The organism is Hungatella sp. L36 (genome assembly GCF_014288035.1).
Genome location: NZ_JACOPC010000003.1, coordinates 557,864 through 580,935, shown reverse-complemented (window position 1 = coordinate 580,935; position 23,072 = coordinate 557,864). Strand labels below are relative to the sequence as shown.

20 protein-coding genes and 3 pseudogenes are annotated in these 23,072 nt (G+C 45.7%); 4 read left to right on the top strand and 19 right to left on the bottom strand.

Features of this window, described 5'->3' with window-relative positions; translation table 11 throughout:
• Window positions 1-18 precede the first annotated feature (18 nt).
• From H8S80_RS11495 to proC, 8 genes are all read right to left on the bottom strand, one after another.
• Window positions 19-1,212, bottom strand: a complete 1,194-nt coding sequence (locus tag H8S80_RS11495; protein WP_025530313.1) for a Gfo/Idh/MocA family protein — start codon at window positions 1,210-1,212, stop codon at window positions 19-21.
• Between the two features lie 18 nt (window positions 1,213-1,230).
• Window positions 1,231-2,109: a sugar phosphate isomerase/epimerase family protein gene (locus tag H8S80_RS11490; RefSeq protein ID WP_117633362.1), complete on the bottom strand. Its 879-nt coding sequence runs from the start codon at window positions 2,107-2,109 to the stop codon at window positions 1,231-1,233.
• An 18-nt stretch (window positions 2,110-2,127) separates the two neighbouring features.
• Entirely contained in the window at window positions 2,128-3,600 is a 1,473-nt protein-coding gene (locus tag H8S80_RS11485) for an MFS transporter (RefSeq protein WP_117633363.1), read from the bottom strand.
• Between the two features lie 152 nt (window positions 3,601-3,752).
• Complete coding sequence (locus tag H8S80_RS11480) at window positions 3,753-4,979, bottom strand: helix-turn-helix transcriptional regulator (RefSeq protein ID WP_029467647.1); 1,227 nt, start codon at window positions 4,977-4,979, stop codon at window positions 3,753-3,755.
• 225 nt (window positions 4,980-5,204) lie between these two features.
• A complete protein-coding gene (gene xerD, locus H8S80_RS11475; RefSeq protein WP_002602131.1) occupies window positions 5,205-6,092 on the bottom strand; it encodes a site-specific tyrosine recombinase XerD in 888 nt (295 codons plus the stop codon).
• Window positions 6,093-6,354: 262 nt separating this feature from the next.
• Window positions 6,355-6,981: a stage II sporulation protein M gene (locus H8S80_RS11470; RefSeq protein WP_002602130.1), complete on the bottom strand. Its 627-nt coding sequence runs from the start codon at window positions 6,979-6,981 to the stop codon at window positions 6,355-6,357.
• A 138-nt stretch (window positions 6,982-7,119) separates the two neighbouring features.
• On the bottom strand, window positions 7,120-7,668 hold the full coding sequence (locus tag H8S80_RS11465) for an NUDIX hydrolase (RefSeq protein ID WP_002602129.1): 549 nt from the start codon (window positions 7,666-7,668) through the stop codon (window positions 7,120-7,122).
• 64 nt (window positions 7,669-7,732) lie between these two features.
• On the bottom strand, window positions 7,733-8,530 hold the full coding sequence (proC, locus tag H8S80_RS11460; RefSeq protein ID WP_002602128.1) for a pyrroline-5-carboxylate reductase: 798 nt from the start codon (window positions 8,528-8,530) through the stop codon (window positions 7,733-7,735).
• A 153-nt stretch (window positions 8,531-8,683) separates the two neighbouring features.
• On the opposite strand from proC, the gene H8S80_RS11455 reads away from it, so the two are divergent.
• Complete coding sequence (locus tag H8S80_RS11455; protein ID WP_002602127.1) at window positions 8,684-9,355, top strand: GntR family transcriptional regulator; 672 nt, start codon at window positions 8,684-8,686, stop codon at window positions 9,353-9,355.
• Window positions 9,356-9,384: 29 nt separating this feature from the next.
• Here the strand turns inward: H8S80_RS11455 and H8S80_RS11450 are convergent, their stop codons facing one another.
• The 8 genes and pseudogenes from H8S80_RS11450 to H8S80_RS11415 all read right to left on the bottom strand — a co-directional run bounded on the left by H8S80_RS11450 (window position 9,385) and on the right by H8S80_RS11415 (window position 18,120).
• Window positions 9,385-10,806, bottom strand: a complete 1,422-nt coding sequence (locus tag H8S80_RS11450) for a GntP family permease (protein WP_002602126.1) — start codon at window positions 10,804-10,806, stop codon at window positions 9,385-9,387.
• A 19-nt stretch (window positions 10,807-10,825) separates the two neighbouring features.
• Window positions 10,826-11,992, bottom strand: coding sequence for a UxaA family hydrolase (locus H8S80_RS11445; protein ID WP_320959193.1), 1,167 nt, complete (start codon window positions 11,990-11,992; stop codon window positions 10,826-10,828).
• Between the two features lie 18 nt (window positions 11,993-12,010).
• The gene (locus H8S80_RS11440) at window positions 12,011-12,325 is read right to left on the bottom strand and encodes a UxaA family hydrolase (RefSeq protein WP_002602124.1); all 315 of its coding nucleotides are present in this window, start codon (window positions 12,323-12,325) and stop codon (window positions 12,011-12,013) included.
• A gap of 1 nt (window position 12,326) precedes the next feature.
• A complete protein-coding gene (gene larA / locus H8S80_RS11435; RefSeq protein ID WP_117633364.1) occupies window positions 12,327-13,607 on the bottom strand; it encodes a nickel-dependent lactate racemase in 1,281 nt (426 codons plus the stop codon).
• 385 nt (window positions 13,608-13,992) lie between these two features.
• Window positions 13,993-15,477 (bottom strand): annotated as a pseudogene (locus tag H8S80_RS34210) (transposase).
• 184 nt (window positions 15,478-15,661) lie between these two features.
• Window positions 15,662-16,612: pseudogene (locus tag H8S80_RS11425) on the bottom strand (IS4 family transposase); the annotation flags it as partial.
• A gap of 18 nt (window positions 16,613-16,630) precedes the next feature.
• On the bottom strand, window positions 16,631-16,981 hold the full coding sequence (locus H8S80_RS11420) for a hypothetical protein (protein WP_117633366.1): 351 nt from the start codon (window positions 16,979-16,981) through the stop codon (window positions 16,631-16,633).
• Window positions 16,982-17,340: 359 nt separating this feature from the next.
• Window positions 17,341-18,120 (bottom strand): hypothetical protein, encoded by a 780-nt coding sequence (locus tag H8S80_RS11415; protein WP_117633367.1) that lies wholly within the window; start codon window positions 18,118-18,120, stop codon window positions 17,341-17,343.
• A gap of 571 nt (window positions 18,121-18,691) precedes the next feature.
• Between H8S80_RS11415 and H8S80_RS11410 the strand changes: the two genes are divergently transcribed.
• Genes H8S80_RS11410 through H8S80_RS11400 form a run of 3 tightly spaced genes read left to right on the top strand, consistent with a single transcriptional unit; the run spans window position 18,692 to window position 20,038 of the window.
• On the top strand, window positions 18,692-19,036 hold the full coding sequence (locus H8S80_RS11410) for a PadR family transcriptional regulator (protein ID WP_207729813.1): 345 nt from the start codon (window positions 18,692-18,694) through the stop codon (window positions 19,034-19,036).
• Window positions 19,029-19,574 (top strand): permease prefix domain 1-containing protein, encoded by a 546-nt coding sequence (locus H8S80_RS11405; protein WP_117633368.1) that lies wholly within the window; start codon window positions 19,029-19,031, stop codon window positions 19,572-19,574. Before H8S80_RS11410 ends, H8S80_RS11405 begins: the two co-directional genes overlap by 8 nt.
• Window positions 19,571-20,038 (top strand): hypothetical protein, encoded by a 468-nt coding sequence (locus tag H8S80_RS11400; RefSeq protein ID WP_117633369.1) that lies wholly within the window; start codon window positions 19,571-19,573, stop codon window positions 20,036-20,038. The genes H8S80_RS11405 and H8S80_RS11400 overlap by 4 nt, the downstream gene beginning before the upstream one ends.
• 75 nt (window positions 20,039-20,113) lie before the next feature.
• Here H8S80_RS11400 and H8S80_RS34205 read toward each other — a convergent pair.
• The 3 genes and pseudogenes from H8S80_RS34205 to H8S80_RS11385 all read right to left on the bottom strand — a co-directional run.
• Window positions 20,114-20,314: pseudogene (locus tag H8S80_RS34205) on the bottom strand (ADP-ribosylglycohydrolase family protein); the annotation flags it as partial.
• A gap of 427 nt (window positions 20,315-20,741) precedes the next feature.
• The gene (locus H8S80_RS11390) at window positions 20,742-21,491 is read right to left on the bottom strand and encodes a DeoR/GlpR family DNA-binding transcription regulator (protein ID WP_002602122.1); all 750 of its coding nucleotides are present in this window, start codon (window positions 21,489-21,491) and stop codon (window positions 20,742-20,744) included.
• A 173-nt stretch (window positions 21,492-21,664) separates the two neighbouring features.
• Window positions 21,665-23,065 (bottom strand): GntP family permease, encoded by a 1,401-nt coding sequence (locus H8S80_RS11385; RefSeq protein WP_002602121.1) that lies wholly within the window; start codon window positions 23,063-23,065, stop codon window positions 21,665-21,667.
• Window positions 23,066-23,072: the final 7 nt, after the last annotated feature.

Here is a 23,072-nt window from a genome sequence, read left to right as displayed (position 1 = left end):
TGCACCGGCGCATTTACGCTAACGGGTTGGGAATTTGCCTTCGGCGGCAATTTTCCTGTTTAATTCTTCCAGATACAGATCCTCGTCGACCGGCAGATCCACTTCCTTTCCCAGCCAGCTGGAAAGCAGGGTCGCATTCGCCAGGTTTACACCGTTGATGCCGTCGGCCCCCGGTGCCAATAGAGGGGTTCCCTCCAGTATATGGCATGCGAAATCCTCCATTACGGTCATATGCTGCACGCCCCATCCATCTGTATTCTCAAAGGTTTCCACCGTGTACAGGCCATCAGCTCCGGCAGCGTTTCCCTGTGTCAATTTCACCAGCTCCATCATGGACATCGTGCGGTTTAACTCGTCTTCCTTTTTCTTCAGCCGGTAAACTGTCGCTGTTCTGCTGTCTTCCACAACAATCTTTCCGCCGTCCAGGTCGATCTCCAGACGGTCTGTACCGATGGGATCATGGGTACAGGTTACAAAGCTCCCGGTCGCTCCGCCAGGATATTCCGTAACAATGGTAACGTCGTTCTCCACAATAATATCCCTGTGATCGCCATAGATGCATTTTGCGTAAACCTTATTGGGGATTCCGCATATCCACTGCCACAGATCCAGCTGATGAGGAGCCTGATTAACCAGGACGCCTCCGCCCTCTCCTCCCCAGGTCGCGCGCCAGCCGCTCTGACGGTAATAGCTGTCCGGACGCCACCAGGAATTGATAATCCAGTTAGAACGGCGGATCTGTCCCAGCTCTCCGGACTCGATGATATCCTTAACCTGCTGATACAGCCTGTTCGTGCGCTGATTAAACATAATACCGAAAGCCGTCTCCGGATGCGCCGCCGCGCATTCGTTCATCTCACGCACAGACTTTGCGTATACGCCCGCCGGCTTCTCAACCAGGACATTCATCCCCCTTTCCAGACAGTAAATCGCAATCTCTGTGTGGAGATAGTGGGGAACCGTCGTAACTACCGCGTCAACCGTACCGGAATCCACCAGATCCTTCCAGTCTCTAAAAAACGGTGTCTCGGGATACTTTTCTTTACACATGGCCTCCTTCGCAGGATCCGTATCGCACAATGCACCGAGGGTACAGTGAGGCGGACACTCCGGTGCGGGCATCCCCGGGAAGCCGCCCCTGCCCGTTAAAAATCCAGCGTACGCGCCTCCCTGCGCCCCGATTCCAATTAATCCAAATCTTACTTTATCCATAAAAACTCTCCTTTCCACCTAACGCTCTATAGCGTTTAATATCTCTTTCAGAGCGTGATACTGCATCGCGTAGCCTTCCGCACCGTCCGTGGCCTTGTTTTCCCGGATTATGCTGGCCGCGTCCGCGAGCTCCAGGGATTTCAGCGCATCAAATACTACCAGATGGGGTTCCAGTGTCAGGAAGCCCTCATATCCTTCTTCTCTGACAGCTCTCTCCAGAATCTCTTTAATTTTTCCTTCGCCGGTCCCGCAGAGCACATTTTCTTTATCCGATGCCACGGCATCCTTAATATGGATATAAACAACCTGGTCATGGAGAAGCTTCCAGCACTCCACAGGGTCCTCTCCACACTGCACAAAGTTGGCAAAATCAAAGACTGCCTTAAAATGATCGCTTCCCAACGCATCCAGGATCACCCTGCAGCGCTCCTTCCCATCTCCATAGATCCCCTTTTCATTTTCATGGATCAGTACAACGCCGTACGTTCTGGCTACAGCGTCAAACTTTATCAGCTTTTCGATCACTGCTTCCCGGTAGTCCTCCGGATTCCGTCCCTCCGGAATATAGAAACTGAAAATGCGAATGTAACGACAGTCCAGTACCTTTGCGATCCTGCATAGCTCCTCCAGCTGAACCAGCTGCTTTGCGAACCCTTCCTCATCACCGATTTCAACTTTACCGATGGGGGAGCCTAAGGAAGATACCCGGACTCCCGCCTCCTTAAGCTTCGGCAGCAGCTTCTCCTTCACCTCTTTCGCCGTATAATCGGCTATACTCTTACCATCGGCAGTACGAAGGGAAATGTACTCCATACCAAGTCCTGTAACCACCTTCAGCTGTTCATCGAAATCAGAACTGATCTCATCGGAAAATCCGGAAATCATAATTTTCTCCATATGAAGCAACCTCCTGTTTTAAGCATGCTGCGCCTGCGCTTTGATTTCTGCGATCCTTTCCTGAATTTCTTCCATCTTTTCCTTTGTCAGAGGGTAGAACTTCATGGCAACCAGGTTACAGAGCAGGCCGAATATAATCAATCCGAAGAAACAGATCAGGCCGATGAATTTCAGTTGAGGGCTATTGGGAGTATCTACAGTCGGCAGAGTCTCTTTAAAACCGATCATGGCGCACATAACGCCTACGATACTCGCCGCCAGAGAGGAAATCAGCTTATCTACAAAGCTGAACAGGGTTCCCATCAGGCCAGGAACGTATTTTCCGGAACGGTAAACTTCATAGTCGGCACAGTCAGCAGTCATGGGAATAACGATATTGCCGGATACTCCCATACACCCCTGTCCCAGAATATACAACACCAGGAATGCGAGGGTGAAGAAATTCCAGCCGGTGAAGCCTGCAATACCCGGAAATGACATCTGCGCCGGATCTCCGACCACAAACAGTACAATATTTAAGATTGTAAAAATGAGACCTCCCCAGGTTCCGAACAGCATGGCCTTTCTCTGTCCTAAACGGGTTGCGATCCATCCTACGCCGAAGAACAGGATCAGCATGTTCGGAATGGACGTATAACCGGCTACAGCGCCGGACAGCGCATAGTTGCCGCAGACGATGGCATACAGGATAACGCCTATAGTAGAGTTGCTTCGGACAGAGGATGCCAGCTTATCCGTAGATGCCGCTACTACCAGCATCTGGATAGCCCTGTTATTCTTAAGCACTTCCCAGTAATCCTTAAACCCTACCTTGACCGCTTTGCCTGTACCAAAGAACTCCAGGCGGTCCTTGCTGGAAATGCAGTAAACGGCAATACAGGTCAGGATCGCGGATACGGCTGCCACATAGCACCAGATTTCGTGGAAGAATGCGGCGTTGAAGCCGCCGTGTTTCGGTACTAAATAACCGGAAATAAAGATCGGAAGCACCGCAAATACGAGCGTATTATAAACGCCGTCAAATATCGAGAACAGAGGTCTCTGCCTTGGGTCATTGGTCAGACAGGACTGGGCGGATTTCGTAACTACGCATTGGAACGTATAGCCAATGATATAAATCATGTAAATCAGCACAAAGAAAATAAAACGCGCCCCCTGCGGAAAGAGATGGGTCACATGAAGCAGGATAAAGCTTGCCACGGCAAGAATCACATTACCGATGACCATAAACGGACGGTTTTTGCCGAATTTTGTATTCGTCTTATCTACCAGATATCCGATAAACGGGTCTGTGACACCGTCCCAGATACGCATCGTGGTGATCAACGTTGATGCAACGACTACACCTACGCCTACATAGCCGGTTAAGTAATAAGCGATAAAGTTCATCATAAACATGTACAGGTTCGTAGCCGTATTATTAAATGCAAATCCCCCGATCTGCCACAACTTCGCGCGGTGCATGCCGCTTGTATTCGTTGTTGTTCCCATATGTATAAACCCTCCTGATATTTTAATAAAAGCATGGTCCCGTTAGGACAGTCGTCCTCCTTTTTCTAACGATATTTTAGCACTGCTCAGAAAAATGTATGAGGAGAGTTTTTGTAGAAATCTGTAATATTATTATATTTTTTGTGAGCTCCCTACAATTGGGTCCTGACGAGAATCAGCTCCCGATACTCGCTGGGAGTTTTACCTGTAGCCTTTTTAAACAGCTTGCTGAAATAATTCACATCCGAGATCCCCACGTCTGCAGCAATATTCTGAATCTGCATATTGGACGTATTCAGATAACGGATCGCCTGCTTCATCCTCTGCTGGTTTACGTATGCCGTAATGGTTACCGACATCTCCTTCTTAAACAGTGAGGACAGATAGCTGGGATTGACACAATACTCTGCCGCCAGGTTCCTCAATGACAGGTCGGACATCAGGTTTAAATCAATATGGTTGACTACCTTTTGAACCAGAGGCGAATATCCCTGAAGAGAGTAATTCCTCACCAGCATACAGTACTTGCGAATCATCTCCAGATTGAACCGGTCTGCCTCCGTCTTCGTCATCAGCGTTTCTATCTTCTTCGCAAACTTGCAGGACAATTCATCGATATGTACCGGATGCACGCATCCCGCCTGGGCCGCCTTCCGGTAAAGCGTATTGGCCGTAATCATAAGATTCCTGAAGTTCCTTGCAGGGTCTTTATACCGTTTGGCAATGTGGAAATTACGGAATCTCCCATGGACCTTTAAGGCTTTTTCCATATTACCCTGAGCTATGGCAGCCAGCAGCTCCTCTTCTGCTTTATATCTTTCTTCAATCAGCTTTGCCGCCAGAGGCTCAGCCGGAGGATCGCTGAAAAAATTCATATCCCCGTATTCATCAATACTTTCTCTGCGGACAATTTCCATTTCCCGTCCGCCATAGAGTTTCCCTGCCATAGCTGTAAGGACTGCCAGCCAGGGCTCATAGAGCAGCATAACCGGAACCGCATTATAGTATTCCTGCAGCTCCTTCATCAGCCCCATAGGAATTTTATGGGACTGCACAAGCATATTGAGCTGATACTCATCCACATATTCCTTCTGATACGGCCCAACTAGCACCATTTCTCCATACTGGCCTTCTTCCTTCGGTATTCGGAACAGGCAGTATTCCATTTCAAAACAGTCATTTAAGAAGTACAGGATCCCCTCCCGGCAGAAACTGTACAGATGCCTTACCGTCTGTCCGATCCCGCCCTCCTCCATAAACGTCTTCCTGATACCCAGGTCAAAATCCCCGATTTCGTCATCAGGTGTTTTTATGACCGTCATATTTACTCCAAAGCCCCCTACGAACTCCTCAATGACTTCCAATAAATCTACCTGCATCTTTTCCTCCATCTGTTTTACAAATATACGAATTCTGCATCAGGACACACGGCCTGTGATCTAATTGCTAATATACCTTAAAACGATTTGGAATCGGTAGAACAATTTCAAGTATATATCGTAAAATTTTTACCCCAAATAATCGTTACGCCTGAAATTTTGCTGTTTACTGCATAAAAAAAAGAGACAGGTACTGAAAACCTGGCTCTTTCATAAAATTCTCTGTTAATTTCTCGGATGTGCCCCCGCGTATGCACTGCGAACCGCCTCTCCCTGGGCGTAATTCATGTACATCTGGGTCGTCGCCATATCGGAATGGCCCATCATGGCCTGAACCGCGTGAATATCGGCTCCGTTCTTAAGAAGATGGGCTGCGAAGGAGTGGCGCAGCGTATGAGGCGTTATATCCGCCTGAATACCGGCCTTTTCTCCATAAAATTTAATAATCTTCCAAAAGCCCTGGCGGCTCATGGGACGGCCGCTGCAGTTGGTGAACAGCCACTCGCTCTCCTGGCCCTTTAACAGGCTGACGCGTCCGTTTTCCATGTAATTCAGCATGGCCTGCTTCGCAACCTTCCCGAAAGGAATCATGCGCTCTTTATGTTCATCCCGGCACGTGATAAAACCGACTGCCAGATTGATGTCTTCCACCTTTAAATTAATCAATTCCGAAACACGGATTCCCGTAGCATAAAGAAGCTCCAGCATAGCCTTGTCCCGGATCTCCTTCGGCGAATCGCCGTTTGGCTGCTCCAGTAAGCTGTTCACTTCCTCCACTGTCAGTATGGTCGGGGCTTTTTTCTCAATCTTCGGAGCCTTTATAAGTTCCGCCGGATCTCTTCGAATCCGTCCCTCTCCGAATTCATAGTGAAAAAACGCTTTCATGGAAGCCAGAGTCCTGGAAATGGTTGTAGTCGCCCTGCCCTCCTTCTCCAGATACAGCACATAGGAATTAAGGCTTGTCTTTGTAACCTTTTCCACATCCGTAATTCCCTGCGCCTCCAGATAGGAAGCCAGCTGCAGTAAGTCTCTCTGATAAGAGACCTCCGTATTCTTAGAGGTCTTCTTCACCTCTCTTAAGTACTTTACAAACTCATTTATCTCCGTAACCATCTCTACGTCCCCTAACCTGCCGGTATCAAAACAGCCCCAAAATCGGCCTCTTCCTATCCATTATATAGAGTTATTTCGATAAAATCAAACACATTTTTCCCACTTTGGGGGCATTTTCGTACTACTTTACATAAAAAGTACAACATGTTGGAAACGCAGGGATTTTTCTCGCAACATGTTGTAAAAAAAGTTTTAAATATTTTTTTGACTTTTTTCGTCATTTAGCCTGAAATGCCCTTTTCATGCGGTCTTTCAGACATTTTTACCCAGTCATACTCAGGAAGTAGGGATTCAGCCACACCTCGCACGCGCTTCCGGCAGCCACAAATGCCAGCACCAGAAGCAGCGCCGGAATTCTCAGTCTTCCGTTTCTCCTGATTCCCCACATAAGCAGCAGACACCAGACCGGAACGTACAGAAATGCCTGCGGCATCACACTCGCAAGAAAAAACGGCAGTCCCAGAATTCCCTTCTGTCCCGTCATGACGGATAAGACCACTCCCACCGACAGGCCGAAACCGGCGCTCAGGACGCAGAAGCACGGCACCGCGTAGGCGGTCAGGCCGATCAGCCAGGCGATCAGCACTTCAATCATTCTCTGTCTGCAGATATCTCCAAACAGCGCCAGCTGCTCCGTCCTTCCCAGATTCGACTGGTGGCTCAGCAGATTTAAATAGTATCCCGCCTGATCGCTTAAAGAAGCATGCAGGAAATTAGCCGCGGCTGTCCCTGCCAGGAGTCCGGCAAAAAAGAACAGGATAAAACGGTTTCCGCCGCTTCCGTATCCCACGGCAGGCAGGGCAGCCGGGCTTTTCCGAAAATGGATGGGCGTAAACGTTCCGCCCCGTATCCGAAGTCTCGGTCCCATGCTTCTAAGTCGTATGGCCATATACAAAAACCCCCTCACAGGTCTTGTCACAATCTATGCCTGTAAGGGGATTTCTATGCACCGGATTCGCCGGGGAGCGGCTGATTCGTCCCGCCGACCGGCTGATCCTCCCTGCTGCCGACCGGCTAATCCATCCGGTTATTCCACATGGTATTTTCTGGCGTATGCCATGATGGCGGCGATCGTCTTTCCGTCCGTAATTTTTCCTTCAAAAATAAGCTTCTCCAAATCAGCAACTGTCCATTCTTCCACATCGATGCACTCGTCGTCATCGAGATGCTGTCTGGACGGTTCCAGTTCCCTCGCCACAAAGATGTCGATGGCCTCGTCACAGAAGGCCACGGTCGTGTTCACGCTGATTAAATACTCCATCTTTTCTTTGTCTGTCTTAAATCCGGTCTCCTCTTCCAGCTCCCTGTGCGCACAGTCCAGCTTCGGCTCCTCCGGAAAATCCAGAGCGCCGGCCGGAATCTCCAGCGTATAGCGGTCCAGTGCGTTCCGGTACTGGCGGACCATCAGAAGCTTTCCTTCCTTCGTCACGGGAACCACTGCGGCCGCGCCGTTGTGATGGATAAAATCCCAGTGAGCCTCATGCCCATTGGCTTCCACTGTGTCCTCGTAGATCTTTAAAATTGTTCCCTGATACTTAAGTTCTCTGTTTAATCGCTTTACCGGCGGCTGTTCCATCTGATATCCTCCATCTCTACACGTTATTTCTTAATTATATATTTCGCCATTCTGATAAGTGGCGTCATTTTATATTTTCACATTTCTCATAACAGGCGTCTCCCGCCTTAATCACCGCATTGCGGAACCCATGTTCCTCCAGCGCCGCTACCGCCGCGATCGTCGTACCGCCCGGCGAGCAGACCTTGTCTTTCAGCGCACCCGGATGTTCTCCGGTTTCCAGCACCATCTTCGCGCTTCCCAAAACGGTCTGGGCCGCCATCTTATAGGCGGTGTCCCGGGGGAGTCCGTACTTCACCGCACTGTCAGCCAGGGCCTCAATAAACATGTATACATAGGCCGGAGAGCTTCCGCTGGCACAGACAACCGCACTCATCAGCCGTTCCTCCACGATACACATCTCACCAAATGAGGTGAAGATCTCCCGGATGGTCTCTTTTTCCTCGTCATCAAACGCCTTTGCATCGTAGCAGACACCCGTCATCCCTTCGCCCAGGAGCGCCGGTGTATTCGGCATCGCCCGCACCACCCGTTTTTCTATTCCCAGCTTTTCCTTCAGCTGGCCGATGGTAATCCCCGGCGCAATGGAAATAATCACATTGGCTTCCGTCACGACGTTGCGGATATTTTTAAGCACCGGATCGAAATACTGGGGTTTTACCGCCAGAATGATGTACTTCGCCTGATTGGCGCATTCCGCGTTGCTTCCCACATGAGTGACTCCCGTCTCCTCCGTGATCTCTTCGCATTTCTCCTCATTCACATCCGTGAAAATGATGTCTCCCTTACCATATACATGAAGCAGCCCCTTTAAAATCGCACTGCCCATATTGCCAATGCCGATAATTCCAATCTTCGCCATATACGATGCCTCCTGTTCCTTATGTTTTGCCTGTTTCATTGATACATATTCTAACACTCTTCCGTTCATTATTCAATGGCCGGTACGGAACATTGACATTTTACCCCTTTTCAACTATGATTGTTATACAAATCATTTAAGGGGGAAACTGCAATGGCAGGAACACGCAGACCGGTCACTACCATTAAGGAACAGGTATACCAAATCATCAAAGAGGATATCTGTAATGGTGTCTACCCGCCGGGCTACTGGCTTCAGGAAACTGATCTTTCCGCCGCGCTCTCCGTCTCAAGAAGCCCGATCAGGGAGGCACTGCGCCAGTTGGTTGCGGATGGACTTGTGGTAGAATACCCGAACCGCGGTGTCTTCGTTAAGGAATATACACAGAAGGATATCGAAGATATCTTCGATCTGCGGATCATCCTGGAAAGCTATGCCATCCGGCGGTCCGGTCAGAATCTCACCTCTGCATATGCCGAAAAGCTTAACGCCTTCATGGATACCTTAATCTACTACCATAAAGCGGCTGATCTCCAGAATTACATCAACGCAGACACCGGACTCCACCAGCTGATCATCGAGCTGAGCGGCAACAACCTGGTTATCAGCACTTATGAAAGGGTCTATTCCATGGTACAGCAGTTCCGGATCTATTCCCTTACCAGCAAGGAGCGTTTTGACGAATCGGTGACGGAACATACCAATATCATACAGAACATCCTGTCCGGGAACGCCCGGGAGGCCGACCGGATCAACCGGACGCACTTAGAGCTGGCCCGCGAAAAGATCATAGTATACTTAAACAAAAAAAATGCTCTCCCTTAGCCTATCGCTAAAGGAGGGCATCTTTTCTATTAATGGAAAAATACTGCCAGAATACAGATCAGGACGGAACCAAAGATCGGTATGATAATGGTTCCTATGCTCCATGTCTTCAAGCTGGTCTTGATATCCATTCCACTGAAGTTGGTTACCACGTGGAAATAGCTGTCGTTTAAGAAGGACGGACACATGGAGGTCAGGCAGACCGCCAGACCGGCCAGGTACGGATTAATTCCCAGGGTTGTAAGCATGGGGGCGATGATCGCGGAACCGGTAATCATCGCGGTTGTGCCGGAGCCCTGCGGGAAACGCATAATCGTTCCGATCAGAAGCGGTACCAGGATTCCGGGAATTCCTACTGCGACGATTCCGTCTGCCATCAGCTGAGCCGCGCCGGTTGCTTTCACGACCGCACCCAGAGCGCCGCCTGCTGCGGTAATGCAGACGATCGGGCCCGCGTCCTTTAACGCGTCGTTCATCATTCCGTTGACCGTCTTCTTATCCATGTCCTTAGCCAGAACAAAGGCGCCCAGACAGAGAGAGATAAACAGTGCGATTACAGGATTTCCGAGGAAGGTAATCACGCCTCCCACGGCGTTGGCCTTCCATGCGGTCTGGCTGACAACGGTATTGCAGAGAATCAAAAATACGGGAAGCAGCAGAATCGTAAAGGAAATACCCGCTGACGGAAGCTTTTCCGTGGACAGCAGCGCTTCAAAATCAGAGTTCTCCAGCTCTTTTCCCTCTTTCAGCTTTTCATCGATCTTATCCAGAACCACCAGCTGAGCCTTCGTATACTTGCTTCTGTCGATCTCGCTCGGAACGATGAAATCAGGGTACCGGTTTCCGAACCAGCGAAATAAAAAGATGGATACGATGAACAGCGGAATACTGAAAAGCAGTCCTGCTATGATAAACATACCCAGATCAACGGGGATGCCTTCTTTCTGGAACGTACTGACTACCGCCAGAGGTCCCGGTGTCGGCGGAACCATAAAGTGGGTAATATAGAGGCCCATACCCAGGATGCCGCCCAGTCCTACCATGGATTTCTTGGTCAGACGGGAAAATTCTTTTGCCAGTGATGATAAGATGACGAATCCCGAGTCACAGAACACCGGAATGGAAACCACAAAGCCAGTCAGGCCCAGCACCACATCGGCCCGTTTCACGCCTACCATCTTTAAGATGGTAAGAGCCATACGCTTTGCCGCTCCGCTCTTCTCCAGGAAAATTCCCATGATACAGCCGAAGCCGATCACGATGCCGATACTGGCCATCGTCCCGCCAAAACCGCTCGTCACGGTGCTGATGGATTCCCCTAACGGAATGCCTGATAAGATGCCGATTAAAATTGCAGAAATAATGAGTGATGGAAACGCATGCATTCGCGTAAAGATAATCAGTCCCATCATAACGACTACACCAATTAACATAGCTATTACTGGATTCATACAGTTACTCCCCTTTCTACTAGATGACCGGACCGAGACACTGAATATCGATCGAGCTGAAATACTGGATCGCTTCATTCTTTGTCATTTCTCCGTTTAAGGTCCGTATCATTTTATCAAACGCTTCTTCTCCTACCTGTTCAATCGTCTTTTCACCGGTAATAATCAGTCCGGCGTTTAAATCCATATCGTCTTCCATCCGCTCATACGTATTGGGATTTCCGCAGATCTTGATGACCGGCATGCTCGGGAACCCCTGAGGCGCCCCCCGTCCAGTGGAAAACATCATAAACTGTGCCCCCGTGGCCGCCATACCGGTCAGAATCTCCGGCTCTCTGCCCGGCGTATCCTTGATCCAGAGGCCCTTCTGATTCGTCACCCGTTCCGGATAGTCAAGCACGCCCTGAATCGGCTTTGTTCCTGATTTGACGATGGCTCCCAACGATTTTTCTTCAATACTGGAAAGTCCCCCTGCGATATTCCCCGGTGTGGGCTGTCCTTTTCTCATATCACAGCCTAAGGATTTCGCCCTGGCCTCCATCTTATTTACAATGGTGTAGATCTGATCTCCCACCTCTTTACTGACCGCTCTGCGTGCCAGCAAATGTTCCCCTCCGATAAACTCCGTCGTCTCGCCAAATATCACCGTCGCGCCCAGATCCACGAGACGGTCGGCCACATAGCCGATCACACAGTTGGAGGCCATGCCGCTGGTGGTGTCTGACGCGCCGCATTTGATCGCCATGACGACGTTGGATATATCCGCAGGCGAACGCTGCATGCCCGAGGCCTCGATCACGAGCCGGCGCGCAATGTTGGTACCGGCCATGATGGCCTTGCTGACTCCGCCCAGATCCTGAATGTGGATAATCTCCACGCGTTTTCCGGTGGCGGAGATCTCCTTTACCATCCGCTCATGATCCGTCCCCTCGCATCCCAGGCTTACGATCAGCACGGAGGCCGTGTTGGGTGAACAGCCTATGCTGATTAAGGTATCCGTCACCCGCTCCAGATCCGGCGGCAGCTGACAGCAGCCCTGATGATGCAGGTAGGTTACCGTTCCCTGAACCTGGCGGCAGATGGCAAGCGCCACGTCATTGGCGCACGTCACGCTTGGAATAACCGCTACGAAATTGCGGGCGCCCACCTTTCCGTCTGGGCGTATGTACCCCATGAATTCCATCATTAATCCTCTCCTTTCCGTCTACTGTGCGGCTTTCTCCGCCCAGTCTCCTCGTCCGCGCATGCTGTCCAGATTATGAACATGCACGTATTCCCCCTTTTTTATATCCGCGGTGGCAATTCCAATCTCTTCCCCGTACTTTTTTATCAGCTCTCCTTTCTTAATTGTTGTAACTGCTATTTTATGTCCATAAGGAACATCACCTGTTACGGTCACCGTCTCCCCGGTTCCCTTTTTGTCACGGATCTCCACTTCCGTTCCATCCGTAATGCCTTCAGCGAAGATTGTAGCCACGTTGTCATCATCGCTGACCTTCAAAGCTAATTTCAGACTCATGTTATTCCTCCTTTACCACCATAACACTGACTCCGTCGGGTATTACCACGACGCCCGCGTCGCTTCCCTTTCTCTCATAAGCCATTTTAAGCGCCTCATCCAGGCTGGAAGCGGGGATCATATTGGCTCGCCTCACCATCTCATGATCCAGGAATGTCGTAACCACGATCACTGTGTGTTTTCTTAATATTCTGGAATAAATCTGCGGGCACCACTGCTCCGCGATTGTCTCCTTCGGCGGTATCTTCGATAAATACGCGTCGATCTCCTCCGGCGTTCCCAGTGTGATCAGCCGCTCAAAGTGGGTTCCGCCCATACCGTCACAGCAGGAACAGCACATGATGATGACTCCGTCCTCTCCTGCGCACACCTCTGCCGTGGACACGGCCTTGGGGCTCTGATACAGGTTCTGGTCCAGAGGATATCCCCCGTTGGATGTCACCACGATATCTCCGGTCACCGCCCGGCACTGGGACTGAGACCGGATAAATTCCACGCCTGCCTCATGGGCCGCCTCCAAGTCTCCCGCGAAGGCCGCAACCACCTTCTTCTCTCCGTCGAGCGCCACATTTAAGATAAATGCAGTGTTGACCTTCCTGGCCGCATAGACCATATCCTCATGAATCGGATTCCCCTTCAATACTCCCGTAGCTGCATACGGACTGGCAATCGCCCGATAGCTGTGATTTTCATTCACCGTCTCCTTGCTGCAGATTCCCGGAAGTATGCTCTTTCTTCCCCCTGAAAATCCCGCGAAGAAATGGGGCTCGATAAAGCCCTCCGCCAGCAGAAGATCGCACTCCGCCGCCAGCTTATTCACATAAAAATCAGCGCCGGAAGGAAGCGTGCAGATATTTGTAAACTGATCCGGATCAAATGCATCATTGGAAACTATCGTCTCATGATCCACAATGGCGTCCCCGAACATCCGGCGCTGCTCCTCTTCCGTAGGCGCGCGGTGCAGTCCGGTCCCTATGAGGATCGTAATCTCCGCCTCCGGATTCCCCTTTCTGATCTCCCGAAGCAGAATCGGAAGCGTCAGTTTGCTGGGCACGGCTCTCGTATGGTCGCTGGTCACAAGCGTCACCCTCTTCTTTCCCACCGCCAGCTCACTTAACCGCTTCGTTCCGATGGGATTCGCCAGCGCCTCCTCCACGAGTTCTCCTTCTTCCTTAGTCCGGATGAACTCATGCATTTTGGCAGTAATCACCGCCTTTAAATTTTGTTCTGATACATGAAGGTCCATTGTCCCTTTGTAATATGGAATTTGTATGGTCTTCATCCTCATCCCTCCTTCTCATGATCTGTTACTTTTTGAAATTACACCATAAAATGGAACCGTCCGAAAATCGCATGTTGTAGATTGTGTGTTGTAGATTGTATGCAATTTTGCTCTATATTTCTGATTATAATATATTTTTGTGCATTGTCAACAATTAAATGGTTTTATTTTTAATTTTTATATATTTTATCACCTGTTTTTTGTGTAACCGATCAAGTACGCAAAAAAAGGGGCTGTAAAATAAGTCCTCAATGAAGAATCGCCAGTTCCGGTAAATGCCGGTTCTGGCGATTCTTCATTTTATTATACATTATTTGCCGTAATTATTGCTTTTCCTGGTAAAAAAGTGTGCACTTAATAAGGCTTTGAGGATTACTCTTTAATTTTACGCAGCCAGACCTTTTCTCTGCTTTTTATTATGATATTTGTAAAGCTTGAAGCCACAAGAAATCAGCATAAGTTCCAGAATTACGTTTTTCTCCCCTCTTCGGATTAGCCGTTTGTAAGACTTATCCCATTTTAAAACGCTGAAGGTTCCTTCCGCCTGTATACTGCTGTTCATTCTCAAAAGTGCTCCGTGTATCAATTCAAGGTTTGAGATCACCTCTTGATGGATAGCGGTTAGTTCCTCATTCATGTGGATCGTCCTTTTGTTGGAGGCTTTAGGACAACAATCACTTTTATGCGGGCAGCCTTCACACGATTAACATTCATAGATTTCTACCGTTCTTCCATATTTGTTCTTGTATACATGCTACCTGCTTTTAAAATGGAATTTTCTCCCGTTTGGACATATCAGATTCCCGGATCCATCCCGCTTAAAATTTACAGCCCGATACGGATTTTCATGATACTTTTTATCGGTTGTCTCCTTTTTGAACATGGTAAATTTCATGTATTTCTCCATCAATGGTACAAAGCATTCCATGTCTGATGCGTATGGTTTTACATCAACTACCGCAATGTATTCATCGCAGACTGCGGTCTGAAGATTATATGCCGGAAGCAACTGGTCATTTCCCATGTAATCCCGTTTTATCCGCATAAAAGTGGCATCATGATCCGTTTTGGAATAACTGTTCCTTTCCTCCCCGCAGACTTCTATATGGTGCTCGTACGTTTTCAAACGCTCCAGATATCCCTGTAAGTCCTGATACTGTTTTTGCTGAATGCTTTTTCTGTGTCCGCAACCTGAAACAAAAGTGGATTCCTCCAGCTTTGTCCCTAGCTTATACATTTCCAACAGTTCGGAAACATAATCGATGGCATACTCTTCGCGCTTCTCAAGTTTCACGTTTAAATAGCCCAAAACTTCAAGGTTCATGGCATCGATCAGCGTGGATATCTTTTCAAAGACTTTCCCCCTGTTTTTGGTACATGATTTTTTCCATACCCAGGTATAGCGGTTCGCATTGGCCTCTATTTTAGTACCGTCGATATAGGTATGTTCCAGGTCGACATGGTCTTTTTCAAAAATATAAGTATTCACATCCCCAAAAACCTGTTCTATCGAATCCGTAAGTTCATTCCGGATGATGTTACCGAAAGTGGCGAAGGAAGGTGCTTTTATGCCGTCCAGAAGATACATATACCGGATATCATTACGGCAGAGTCTTTCGATGTTTCGCAGGGAACAGATCCCGTATTCCATGAAAGCAAAAAGTATCACTTTGAGGAGCTTTTGTTCATCACATCTTGGACGGCCTGTTCTGTAGCCTTTCTCTACAAAATATCTTGATAGGTCGATGTGATCCATTACTTCACAGAAAGTGTATACCGGATCAGAAATATCAATTAATTTTTCGATTTCCAATGATAATTTCAACTGACGTGGTGTATAATTATCATTGGTTATATTAGTTAGTCGTATAATTAATTATACCAATAAATCGCTGAAGTCTCAAGATCAATGTCATTAAGCTAAGGCATTGCAAAGAGAGAACGAATAAAAAAGAGATTATTTCCAGAAAAAAGATGTGGTCTCTTTTTATATTTTGACACGACAAAAAGACAGACTCTTTGCCTGTCAAAAAATCATATTCAATTATTGCATTTTATGCTACTCTATAATAGAAACTGGTTGCTTTTTTTGGCGATAGATTGCGTGGTACACTTCTACCAGGTCGGATGGGCAGAATTAACCTCGCAATCAAAGTTTCAACAGTAGGTGGAGGCACATTTCCGCGGAAATATTGCCGACAGATATGAGCTGCAGTAGAAAAATTGGCCTGGTAAGCATGTTTTCTACTTTTATTTTCTAAAATCACGTGTGAGATAATCATTTCTATAAAGTTGTACATAATCATTCGAGCAAAAATTTCCTGATAAATGTACTCCACCTTTTTTGCATGAAAATGTAATAGCCCGATCGAGTATTTGAGTTTTCGTAAAAAAGTCTCTATTCCCCAGCGCTTTGAATATAGTTTTTTTAATTCTGCAGGCGGGAAGTCTTCCATGTCTAAATTCGTAAGGACTGTTTCTACGGTGTTATCAGTTAGTTTGAATCTGACAATTCTAAAAGGTAAAAAATATGGCTTAACAGGAATGGATTTTTGGTTTTTAACTGGCAAATAATCAAAATCTTTGGTAAGTCTTTTGTAACAGTTCTTATCTTTTAATAATTCTTTCATTTCATTGGTTTGTTTTCTGGTAAGATACATATTAAAGCACAAATCGAATTCCTCTGTAATCGGTAAATCTAATCCACTTGTTATGCCTCCGGTTCCATCCTTTACTCTAAATAGAAATTTCCATCCTTTTTCTTGGATATGAGCGAAACAATTATAAGATTCATATCCCCGATCAGCAAGTACAATAGCGGATAAGATGTTAGTCCGATCAATCATTCGGTTTAGTGCTCTTTGTTCATTGGACACTTGTTGACCTTCCACAAAAGCATCTACATATGTATGAGAAAGCAAATCATACATAGCATTTAAATGAAGCAGATTATAGGATTTTTTACTCTCTACATTAGAAAAATAAGAATCCTTATCTTCTGGATTAGTTGGCGTTTGAAGTTCCTATCCATCTATAGCCAAAAGTCGAAATCCTTTATAGCTTAAGCAAGGATTACAACGAGAATTGAATTCATGAAATAAAAATTCCAAAGTTTCTGGAAGTAATTTATTTCTAGACTGAACAAATGCAGAAGCTGAAGGAATATCTTGTGCACATTGAAAATAGTCTAATAATTCATTTGGGATGCTTTTACTACCAAGAGAAAGAATAATAGAAAGTGTTTTCTTAAATCCCAGTTTCGATTTTCTTGAAAAATCGCTCAGTGGATTTTTAGAAAATAACCAAGAACATTCGTCCATTTCATCAAGAATGTCCATAAAGGTTGTTTGAAAAGATGTTAGAGATTGTGCCATGATGTGCCTCCTTGTAATACGAAATATGGTTCTTAATTACAAGGGCTTGCTTTCGCCCTTTTTAGCGAAAGCAAGCCGCACAATTCCCACTGTTTGTCAACTGAATTTTAAAATATTACAAAAAAACACAGGGTACGACTTTAACTCATACTCTGTGTTTTTTTCTGCTATGCCTCTAATGCCTTAGCTTAATGACATTGGTCTCACGACCTCAGCGATTTTTCTTTAGGGCTGTTTTTTTACAGCCCTATTTTTATATATTTATAGGGGAGGGCGCTTTTCATGCGCCTTACCCTATAAAGAATCAACTTCTTACCTATTGTAATTTAATTATTTTGCCCATTGATACTGACGGATATCTACTGAAGCGTTTCTTCTACCTCTTCAGTATTTCTCAATCTTAGTGATTCTGCCTGATTTGAGGGATCCATTTTTATACCTTGTACCTGATCACTAGAATCCAGCATCCAACCATCACCAGATGATATAAACTTGTACATATAATTCATACCATAGGCATCTTGTTTAATAACATATACCATTGATCCTTCTGGATTTATATACGTGATAGGAACAGTATCACCACCGCGTACATTTACTTGTTTTCTTGTCTCTAATAAATCTTTTTCAAAATATTCTCTTTCTGGAGGATTCAATATTCTATAGCCACTCAAGTCAATATCAAAGCTATCTGCGATCGCTGCATCTCGTTTAGCTATTAAATTTCTATTGACACTCCGCTTATTTTGATAATAAGTCTCAACCGTGTTTGAGTATCCATCACCTGGAACATCTGGTATATAACTTATTTCGCCATAGGCCCATTTACTATAAGCTGTTGCAATCGGTCTCGACAGTGTATAGCCAGATCCAAGATTATTCTGTCCTGATTTTGAGCCATCCCATGCACTAATAACTTCACCAGTATCCTCGTTAATACTTTCCGTTGATAAATAGATCGTATCTACGAAATTATTAGGTGCATCGGTCTTAACCATAGCACTAAATTTCAGGCTACTTCCCGATGGAGCAATATCAACAGTTACTGACGGATCATATGCAAATGCCGTTCCCGTCATAGCAATACTCATTACCGATACCATTAATAATGCTGTCAATCTTTTCAATGTTGTTTTCATATAACCTCCTTTGCAGAAATAGTCAATAGTTTAACAGGGAGTTGCTGATACCATAATCGCATATTCACTTAAAATATATTCCTGTCCTTACGTGCGTTTATCCCAAGATACATAGTCATAAGAACAAGACCTCTTATTTTACTTTCACATTATATATAAGCCATGATTTGCAAAAACGATATATTAAAACCTAGCTTTACCTAATCTCTTTATATTTTCCCTCCTCAGATGTTATAAGCATATTTTAGTTACGATAAGTTGCATACGGTAATGGTTCTCAACATGTTCACAATAAGTCTCTATAGCCCCTGTTAGTTAGTAGAAAATTATTTTTATAGTCAAACGAATACAATTCATCAATATGTATCCGTCACACTAGCATTTTTATTTACTATTTTATAATATGTCTATTTACAATATATCATTATATGATGCATATGTCAACGCTACATTATATATTCTATTTATTTGAAACTTTTACGGAAATCTTAATAGTTGACTTTTGCATCATATTATGATATATTATTATACAACACATAGTAAAACAATCTAATGATTGGATGAGGTAAACATGATTAAATATAATAAAGAATTATTAAAAGGAACTACCCCCATGTTAGTTTTAACACTTTTATCAACGAAGGATATGTATGGATATGAAATAATTAAAAAGATGGAAGAAATATCAAATTATTCTCTATCTGTTAAGCAGGGATCTCTTTATCCAATCTTACATAATTTAGAAGAAGATGGATGCTTGGTGGCCTATTGGGAAGAAACTAACTCTGATAGGAAGAAAAAATTTTATCACATAACAGATTTAGGTTTGAAGAAATTAGATTACTTAATCAATGAATGGAATCACTATTCAGAAAGCATATACAGTGTTATTAATAGGAAAAAAATATATGACTGAAAATTTAAAAAAGTATCTGGAGGAAATTATATTTGAGGTTAAAGGCAGCCAAAAATATAAGAAAGAAATTAAATCTGAATTATCAGATCATATAGCTGATCTATATTCGGAATACCTGAACGAAAATTTTGAACCTGAGCAGGCTGAAAAAATGGTTTTGAATGTCATGGGAACTCCCCATGAACTAGCCAAATACTTTAATATGATAGTTGTAAAAAAGGCCACGAAGAATCTTAAAAAATATGGTTTTAGGGGTATGTTGAGTTTGTCTGCGGCTTTTGTATTATTTGTAAGCGTTAATACTGCAATTACATATAAAAATGATTACGACAAATATAAGAATTTTTTAAAAGGTATTGACGATGGAAGAGTTAGTGTGGTGGATACTATGACTGATTCGTTGTATTCATCTAACTATAAAAAAAATGCATTACTTACAAGGGCAATAGAATCATACGATGAAGTATCAAAAAAAAATGGTTTTAAAAAAATGCTTGTAGCCAAAAATGCAATTGGAATACTGGAGGATGCCAAATGAAAAAAACATTAAAAGTATTTACCTTTTTACTTGCATTAATGTCATTAACAATAATGATCTGTGCAGTTAGCTTTGCAGCAGAAAAAGAAAAGCAAACATTCGTTACAAAAGCTGGTTACACAATCACCATCGAGGAAGCCGAAACCGACGAACCATCTTTATACGCCGATCCGGATCAAACAGTTGTTAAACCTTATAACTTAACAATAACAGACCGAAATGGTGTTAAAATCGGCGTTTATACCGCCAAATTTACTGGTCTATATTCTAGAGTTGATAGAACAAGTCAGATGTTAGATGTTACTGTGTCAAAGAAGTCCGGTTCGGCAACTTATGTTTCGTGGCAGACGCATACTGATGCCGAAGATGGTTTTGCAACTTTTTATGTATTAGGAGAATACTTCGGAACACTTACCGGCCATATCTCTTATACCGGCAGCTTCACATTTGATTTCAGCGAATAAATTTCGCATTTGATTGCCCTTGTAAAAAGAGGGTGTCGCAAAATCATCAATATTGAGATTTTTGCGACACCCTCTTTAATAAACTTCAATTTTACTAGAAAGATACTTGTCCAGATATTGAAAAGCTTGTAATATCATATTATCAGGTATTCCGTAGTAGGCCCCCGCTATGCTGCCAGTAATGGCCGATAACGTATCCGAATCTCTTCCCAGGGACACAACATTGCGGATGGCATCTTCAAAATCTGTCGATTCCAGAAAAGCAACTATAGCTTGGGGAACTGTCCCTTGACATGTCTCGTCAAATTCATAATCGGATCTCGTTTAAGCTAAAATTTAAGTTCCAGTATTCAGTCAACGACGCGGCAATCGCCTTCTTTCCTAGCCCTAGATAATGCTAGGTATATTCCGGTATTTACCGACTCGGCTCCTTCACATTTTTTTCATAAGTAGCCCTTCCCTAATTGCTTACCTAACGATACGTACGCTACCAGATTTTCCTTTTTTTCTATCTTATCAATTCTCAAAGATAATTCGTGCTGGAATAAACGAGAAAGACCACACCTATGGAGAGGTCAAACAATTATTAAAGGAGCATACAGCGGAGGAAGTCAGTATAATGTTAGGAATGAGCCGCAGAACATTATACCGGCATTTACCGGAACTGGCAATTCTTCATTAAGGACTTATTTTACAGCCCCTTTCAAACAGTTATGATACGCGCGCCCTCTTTTCTCAGCAGCGTCTTTTCCGTTTCCTTAAACTCATGGTCTGTAATGACTCCGGTGTAGTCCGACAGTTTATTGATAAAATTCATTCCCTGCCGGTTAAACTTGGAATCGTCCACCACCAGAAAGGACTGCTGGCACTGATGGGCCAGCTGGCGTTTTAAGAACGCCTTGTCGATGGTGGGCGTCAGAACGTGAAACTCCTCGTTGATGGCCGCCGCTCCGAAAAATCCCATATCAAAGCGGAAGTTTTCCATCATCTGTGTCGCATAGTAGCCGACGGCGCTCCCCGTCGATTTTTGAATGTAACCGCCGCAGATAAACAGTTCCACCCGGCTGCTCTTTAAGAGCAGGGCGACCTCTAAGTCGTTGGTAACGACCGTCATGTTCTCGTATTCCATGATGTGCTTCGCGATTTCGTACGTGGTGGTTCCCGCGTCCAGGAAAATTGTCGTCCCGCCGCGGATAAACTCCGCCGCCTTCAGGGCGATTTTCTCCTTCTGGGTGTGGTTGCTGACACTCTTCACCGCGTAATTCACCTCGGTCTTATTGACAGCGCCGCCATGGCAGCGCTCGATCAGACCGTCCTTCTGAAGCTTCTCCAAATCCCTCCGGATCGTCATGTGGCTGACGTCCAGCTTCTTCGCCAGTTCCTCCACCTGTACGCTTCCGTTATCCTGTATCATTCCTAAAATCTTCAACTGCCTTTCGGCCATTAACATCATAAATATGCCTCCTCATTCCGGATTTCTTTCCTTTCCGCAGGCGCACAGCGGTCCGGAATGCGCTTCGTTCCCCGGGGCAGCTTCCCCGTTAAAACGAAAAGGCCCCGTACCGGAATACCCGGCAGCGGAGCCTTTGTATCTGCACATGAATCCCATGTGTCTATCATATATGATTACAGGAAAATACTCAATATCAAAACTTCAATAAATCCTACCGCCCACGCAATCGTTGACGTGATGGAATACGTCATGATCTGGTCCTTTACCTCGCCTACGCCCAGAGTTCTGTTTACAACCCAGAAATAGCTGTCGTTGAAATAGCTGAAGAATAAGGAGCCCACGCAGCATGCCAGCGCGCCCAGGATCGGATTCACACCGGCTGCAAGGATGATCGGAGCGGAGATGCTGGCCGCTGTCGTCATGGCTACCGTACCGGAACCCTGGATAAATCTCATTGCCGTGGAAATGATGAACGGAAGAACTACGATCGGAACCGCTGTTCCTGCAAGGCCTTCTGCCATATATGTACCGAGTCCGCTGTCCTTGATAATCTGGCCCAGCGCACCGCCGCCGCCTGTTACCAGCATGATGATGCCTGCGGAAGCCATTCCCTTTTCCATTTCCTTAATTGCTTCTTCTCTTGTTAAGTTTCTTCCAAGTGTTACAATCGCTACGACAAGTCCTAAGCCTACCGCCACGATCGGGGATCCAAGGAACTGGAAAATCTGCATAAATCCGGTTGTAAGGCCGAGTGCGCTGGATACCGTGCTGATCAGGATCAGAATAATCGGCAGTACAAGGGGTGCAAATGATTCAAGCGTGGATGGAAGTCCGCTGAAATTCGTTGTAAAATCAGTGGAGTAATCCGGTTCCTGATAAGGAAGGCGGTCAAAGCCCTCGTCGTCATTGGGAATCTGATAGATTTTCTTGCCGACCCATCTTGCGTAAATGGTACAGGCAATCGCCATCGGAATCGCAATCACAATACCAAACAGGATAAATTTTCCCACATCGACTCCGAAAATACCGCAGACGCCCAGAGGACCTGGTGTCGGAGGTACCAGAGTATGGGTAATAACGAGGCCTGCCGCCAGTGCGACACCCAGGGAAATTACGGATTTTTTGGTTACCTTTGAAATCGCTTTTGCAATGGGGGCGAGAATAACGAAGCCGGAATCACAGAAGATCGGGATGGATACAAGGAATCCGGTGATGCCCAGTGCCTCTTCCTCTCTTCCCTTGCCGAACAGCTTTAAGAACGTCTGCGCCATTCGTTTCGCGGCGCCGGTCCGTTCAAATATCTGCCCCATCATGACACCGAAACCGATAATAATACCGATGCTTCCCAGTGTACCGCCGAAGCCGGTTGTAATCGAGTTGATGATGCCCAGCGTCTTGCCGTTTTCCAATGTTACATTCACCATCGGCATACCGCCCACCAGTCCGATGATGACCGCACTCATAATCAGCGCGAGAAATGCGTGAATCTTGGTCTTTAAGACCAGAACCACCAGTACGATAATACCGATCAACAGACCGATCAGCATCCTTTGCCCACTAAGTCCGCCTACCATAAAATAA

Bases quoted from the DNA above. Each gene is read 5' to 3' on its own strand.
- H8S80_RS11495 (WP_025530313.1), bottom strand. From the start codon at position 1,212: ATGGATAAAGTAAGATTTGGATTAATTGGAATCGGGGCGCAGGGAGGC.
- H8S80_RS11490 (WP_117633362.1), bottom strand. From the start codon at position 2,109: ATGGAGAAAATTATGATTTCCGGATTTTCCGATGAGATCAGTTCTGAT.
- H8S80_RS11485 (WP_117633363.1), bottom strand. From the start codon at position 3,600: ATGGGAACAACAACGAATACAAGCGGCATGCACCGCGCGAAGTTGTGG.
- H8S80_RS11480 (WP_029467647.1), bottom strand. From the start codon at position 4,979: ATGCAGGTAGATTTATTGGAAGTCATTGAGGAGTTCGTAGGGGGCTTT.
- xerD (WP_002602131.1), bottom strand. From the start codon at position 6,092: ATGGTTACGGAGATAAATGAGTTTGTAAAGTACTTAAGAGAGGTGAAG.
- H8S80_RS11470 (WP_002602130.1), bottom strand. From the start codon at position 6,981: ATGGCCATACGACTTAGAAGCATGGGACCGAGACTTCGGATACGGGGC.
- H8S80_RS11465 (WP_002602129.1), bottom strand. From the start codon at position 7,668: ATGGAACAGCCGCCGGTAAAGCGATTAAACAGAGAACTTAAGTATCAG.
- proC (WP_002602128.1), bottom strand. From the start codon at position 8,530: ATGGCGAAGATTGGAATTATCGGCATTGGCAATATGGGCAGTGCGATT.
- H8S80_RS11455 (WP_002602127.1), top strand. From the start codon at position 8,684: ATGGCAGGAACACGCAGACCGGTCACTACCATTAAGGAACAGGTATAC.
- H8S80_RS11450 (WP_002602126.1), bottom strand. From the start codon at position 10,806: ATGAATCCAGTAATAGCTATGTTAATTGGTGTAGTCGTTATGATGGGA.
- H8S80_RS11445 (WP_320959193.1), bottom strand. From the start codon at position 11,992: ATGATGGAATTCATGGGGTACATACGCCCAGACGGAAAGGTGGGCGCC.
- H8S80_RS11440 (WP_002602124.1), bottom strand. From the start codon at position 12,325: ATGAGTCTGAAATTAGCTTTGAAGGTCAGCGATGATGACAACGTGGCT.
- larA (WP_117633364.1), bottom strand. From the start codon at position 13,607: ATGAAGACCATACAAATTCCATATTACAAAGGGACAATGGACCTTCAT.
- H8S80_RS11420 (WP_117633366.1), bottom strand. From the start codon at position 16,981: ATGGCACAATCTCTAACATCTTTTCAAACAACCTTTATGGACATTCTT.
- H8S80_RS11415 (WP_117633367.1), bottom strand. From the start codon at position 18,120: ATGAAAACAACATTGAAAAGATTGACAGCATTATTAATGGTATCGGTA.
- H8S80_RS11410 (WP_207729813.1), top strand. From the start codon at position 18,692: ATGATTAAATATAATAAAGAATTATTAAAAGGAACTACCCCCATGTTA.
- H8S80_RS11405 (WP_117633368.1), top strand. From the start codon at position 19,029: ATGACTGAAAATTTAAAAAAGTATCTGGAGGAAATTATATTTGAGGTT.
- H8S80_RS11400 (WP_117633369.1), top strand. From the start codon at position 19,571: ATGAAAAAAACATTAAAAGTATTTACCTTTTTACTTGCATTAATGTCA.
- H8S80_RS11390 (WP_002602122.1), bottom strand. From the start codon at position 21,491: ATGATGTTAATGGCCGAAAGGCAGTTGAAGATTTTAGGAATGATACAG.
- H8S80_RS11385 (WP_002602121.1), bottom strand. From the start codon at position 23,065: ATGGTAGGCGGACTTAGTGGGCAAAGGATGCTGATCGGTCTGTTGATC.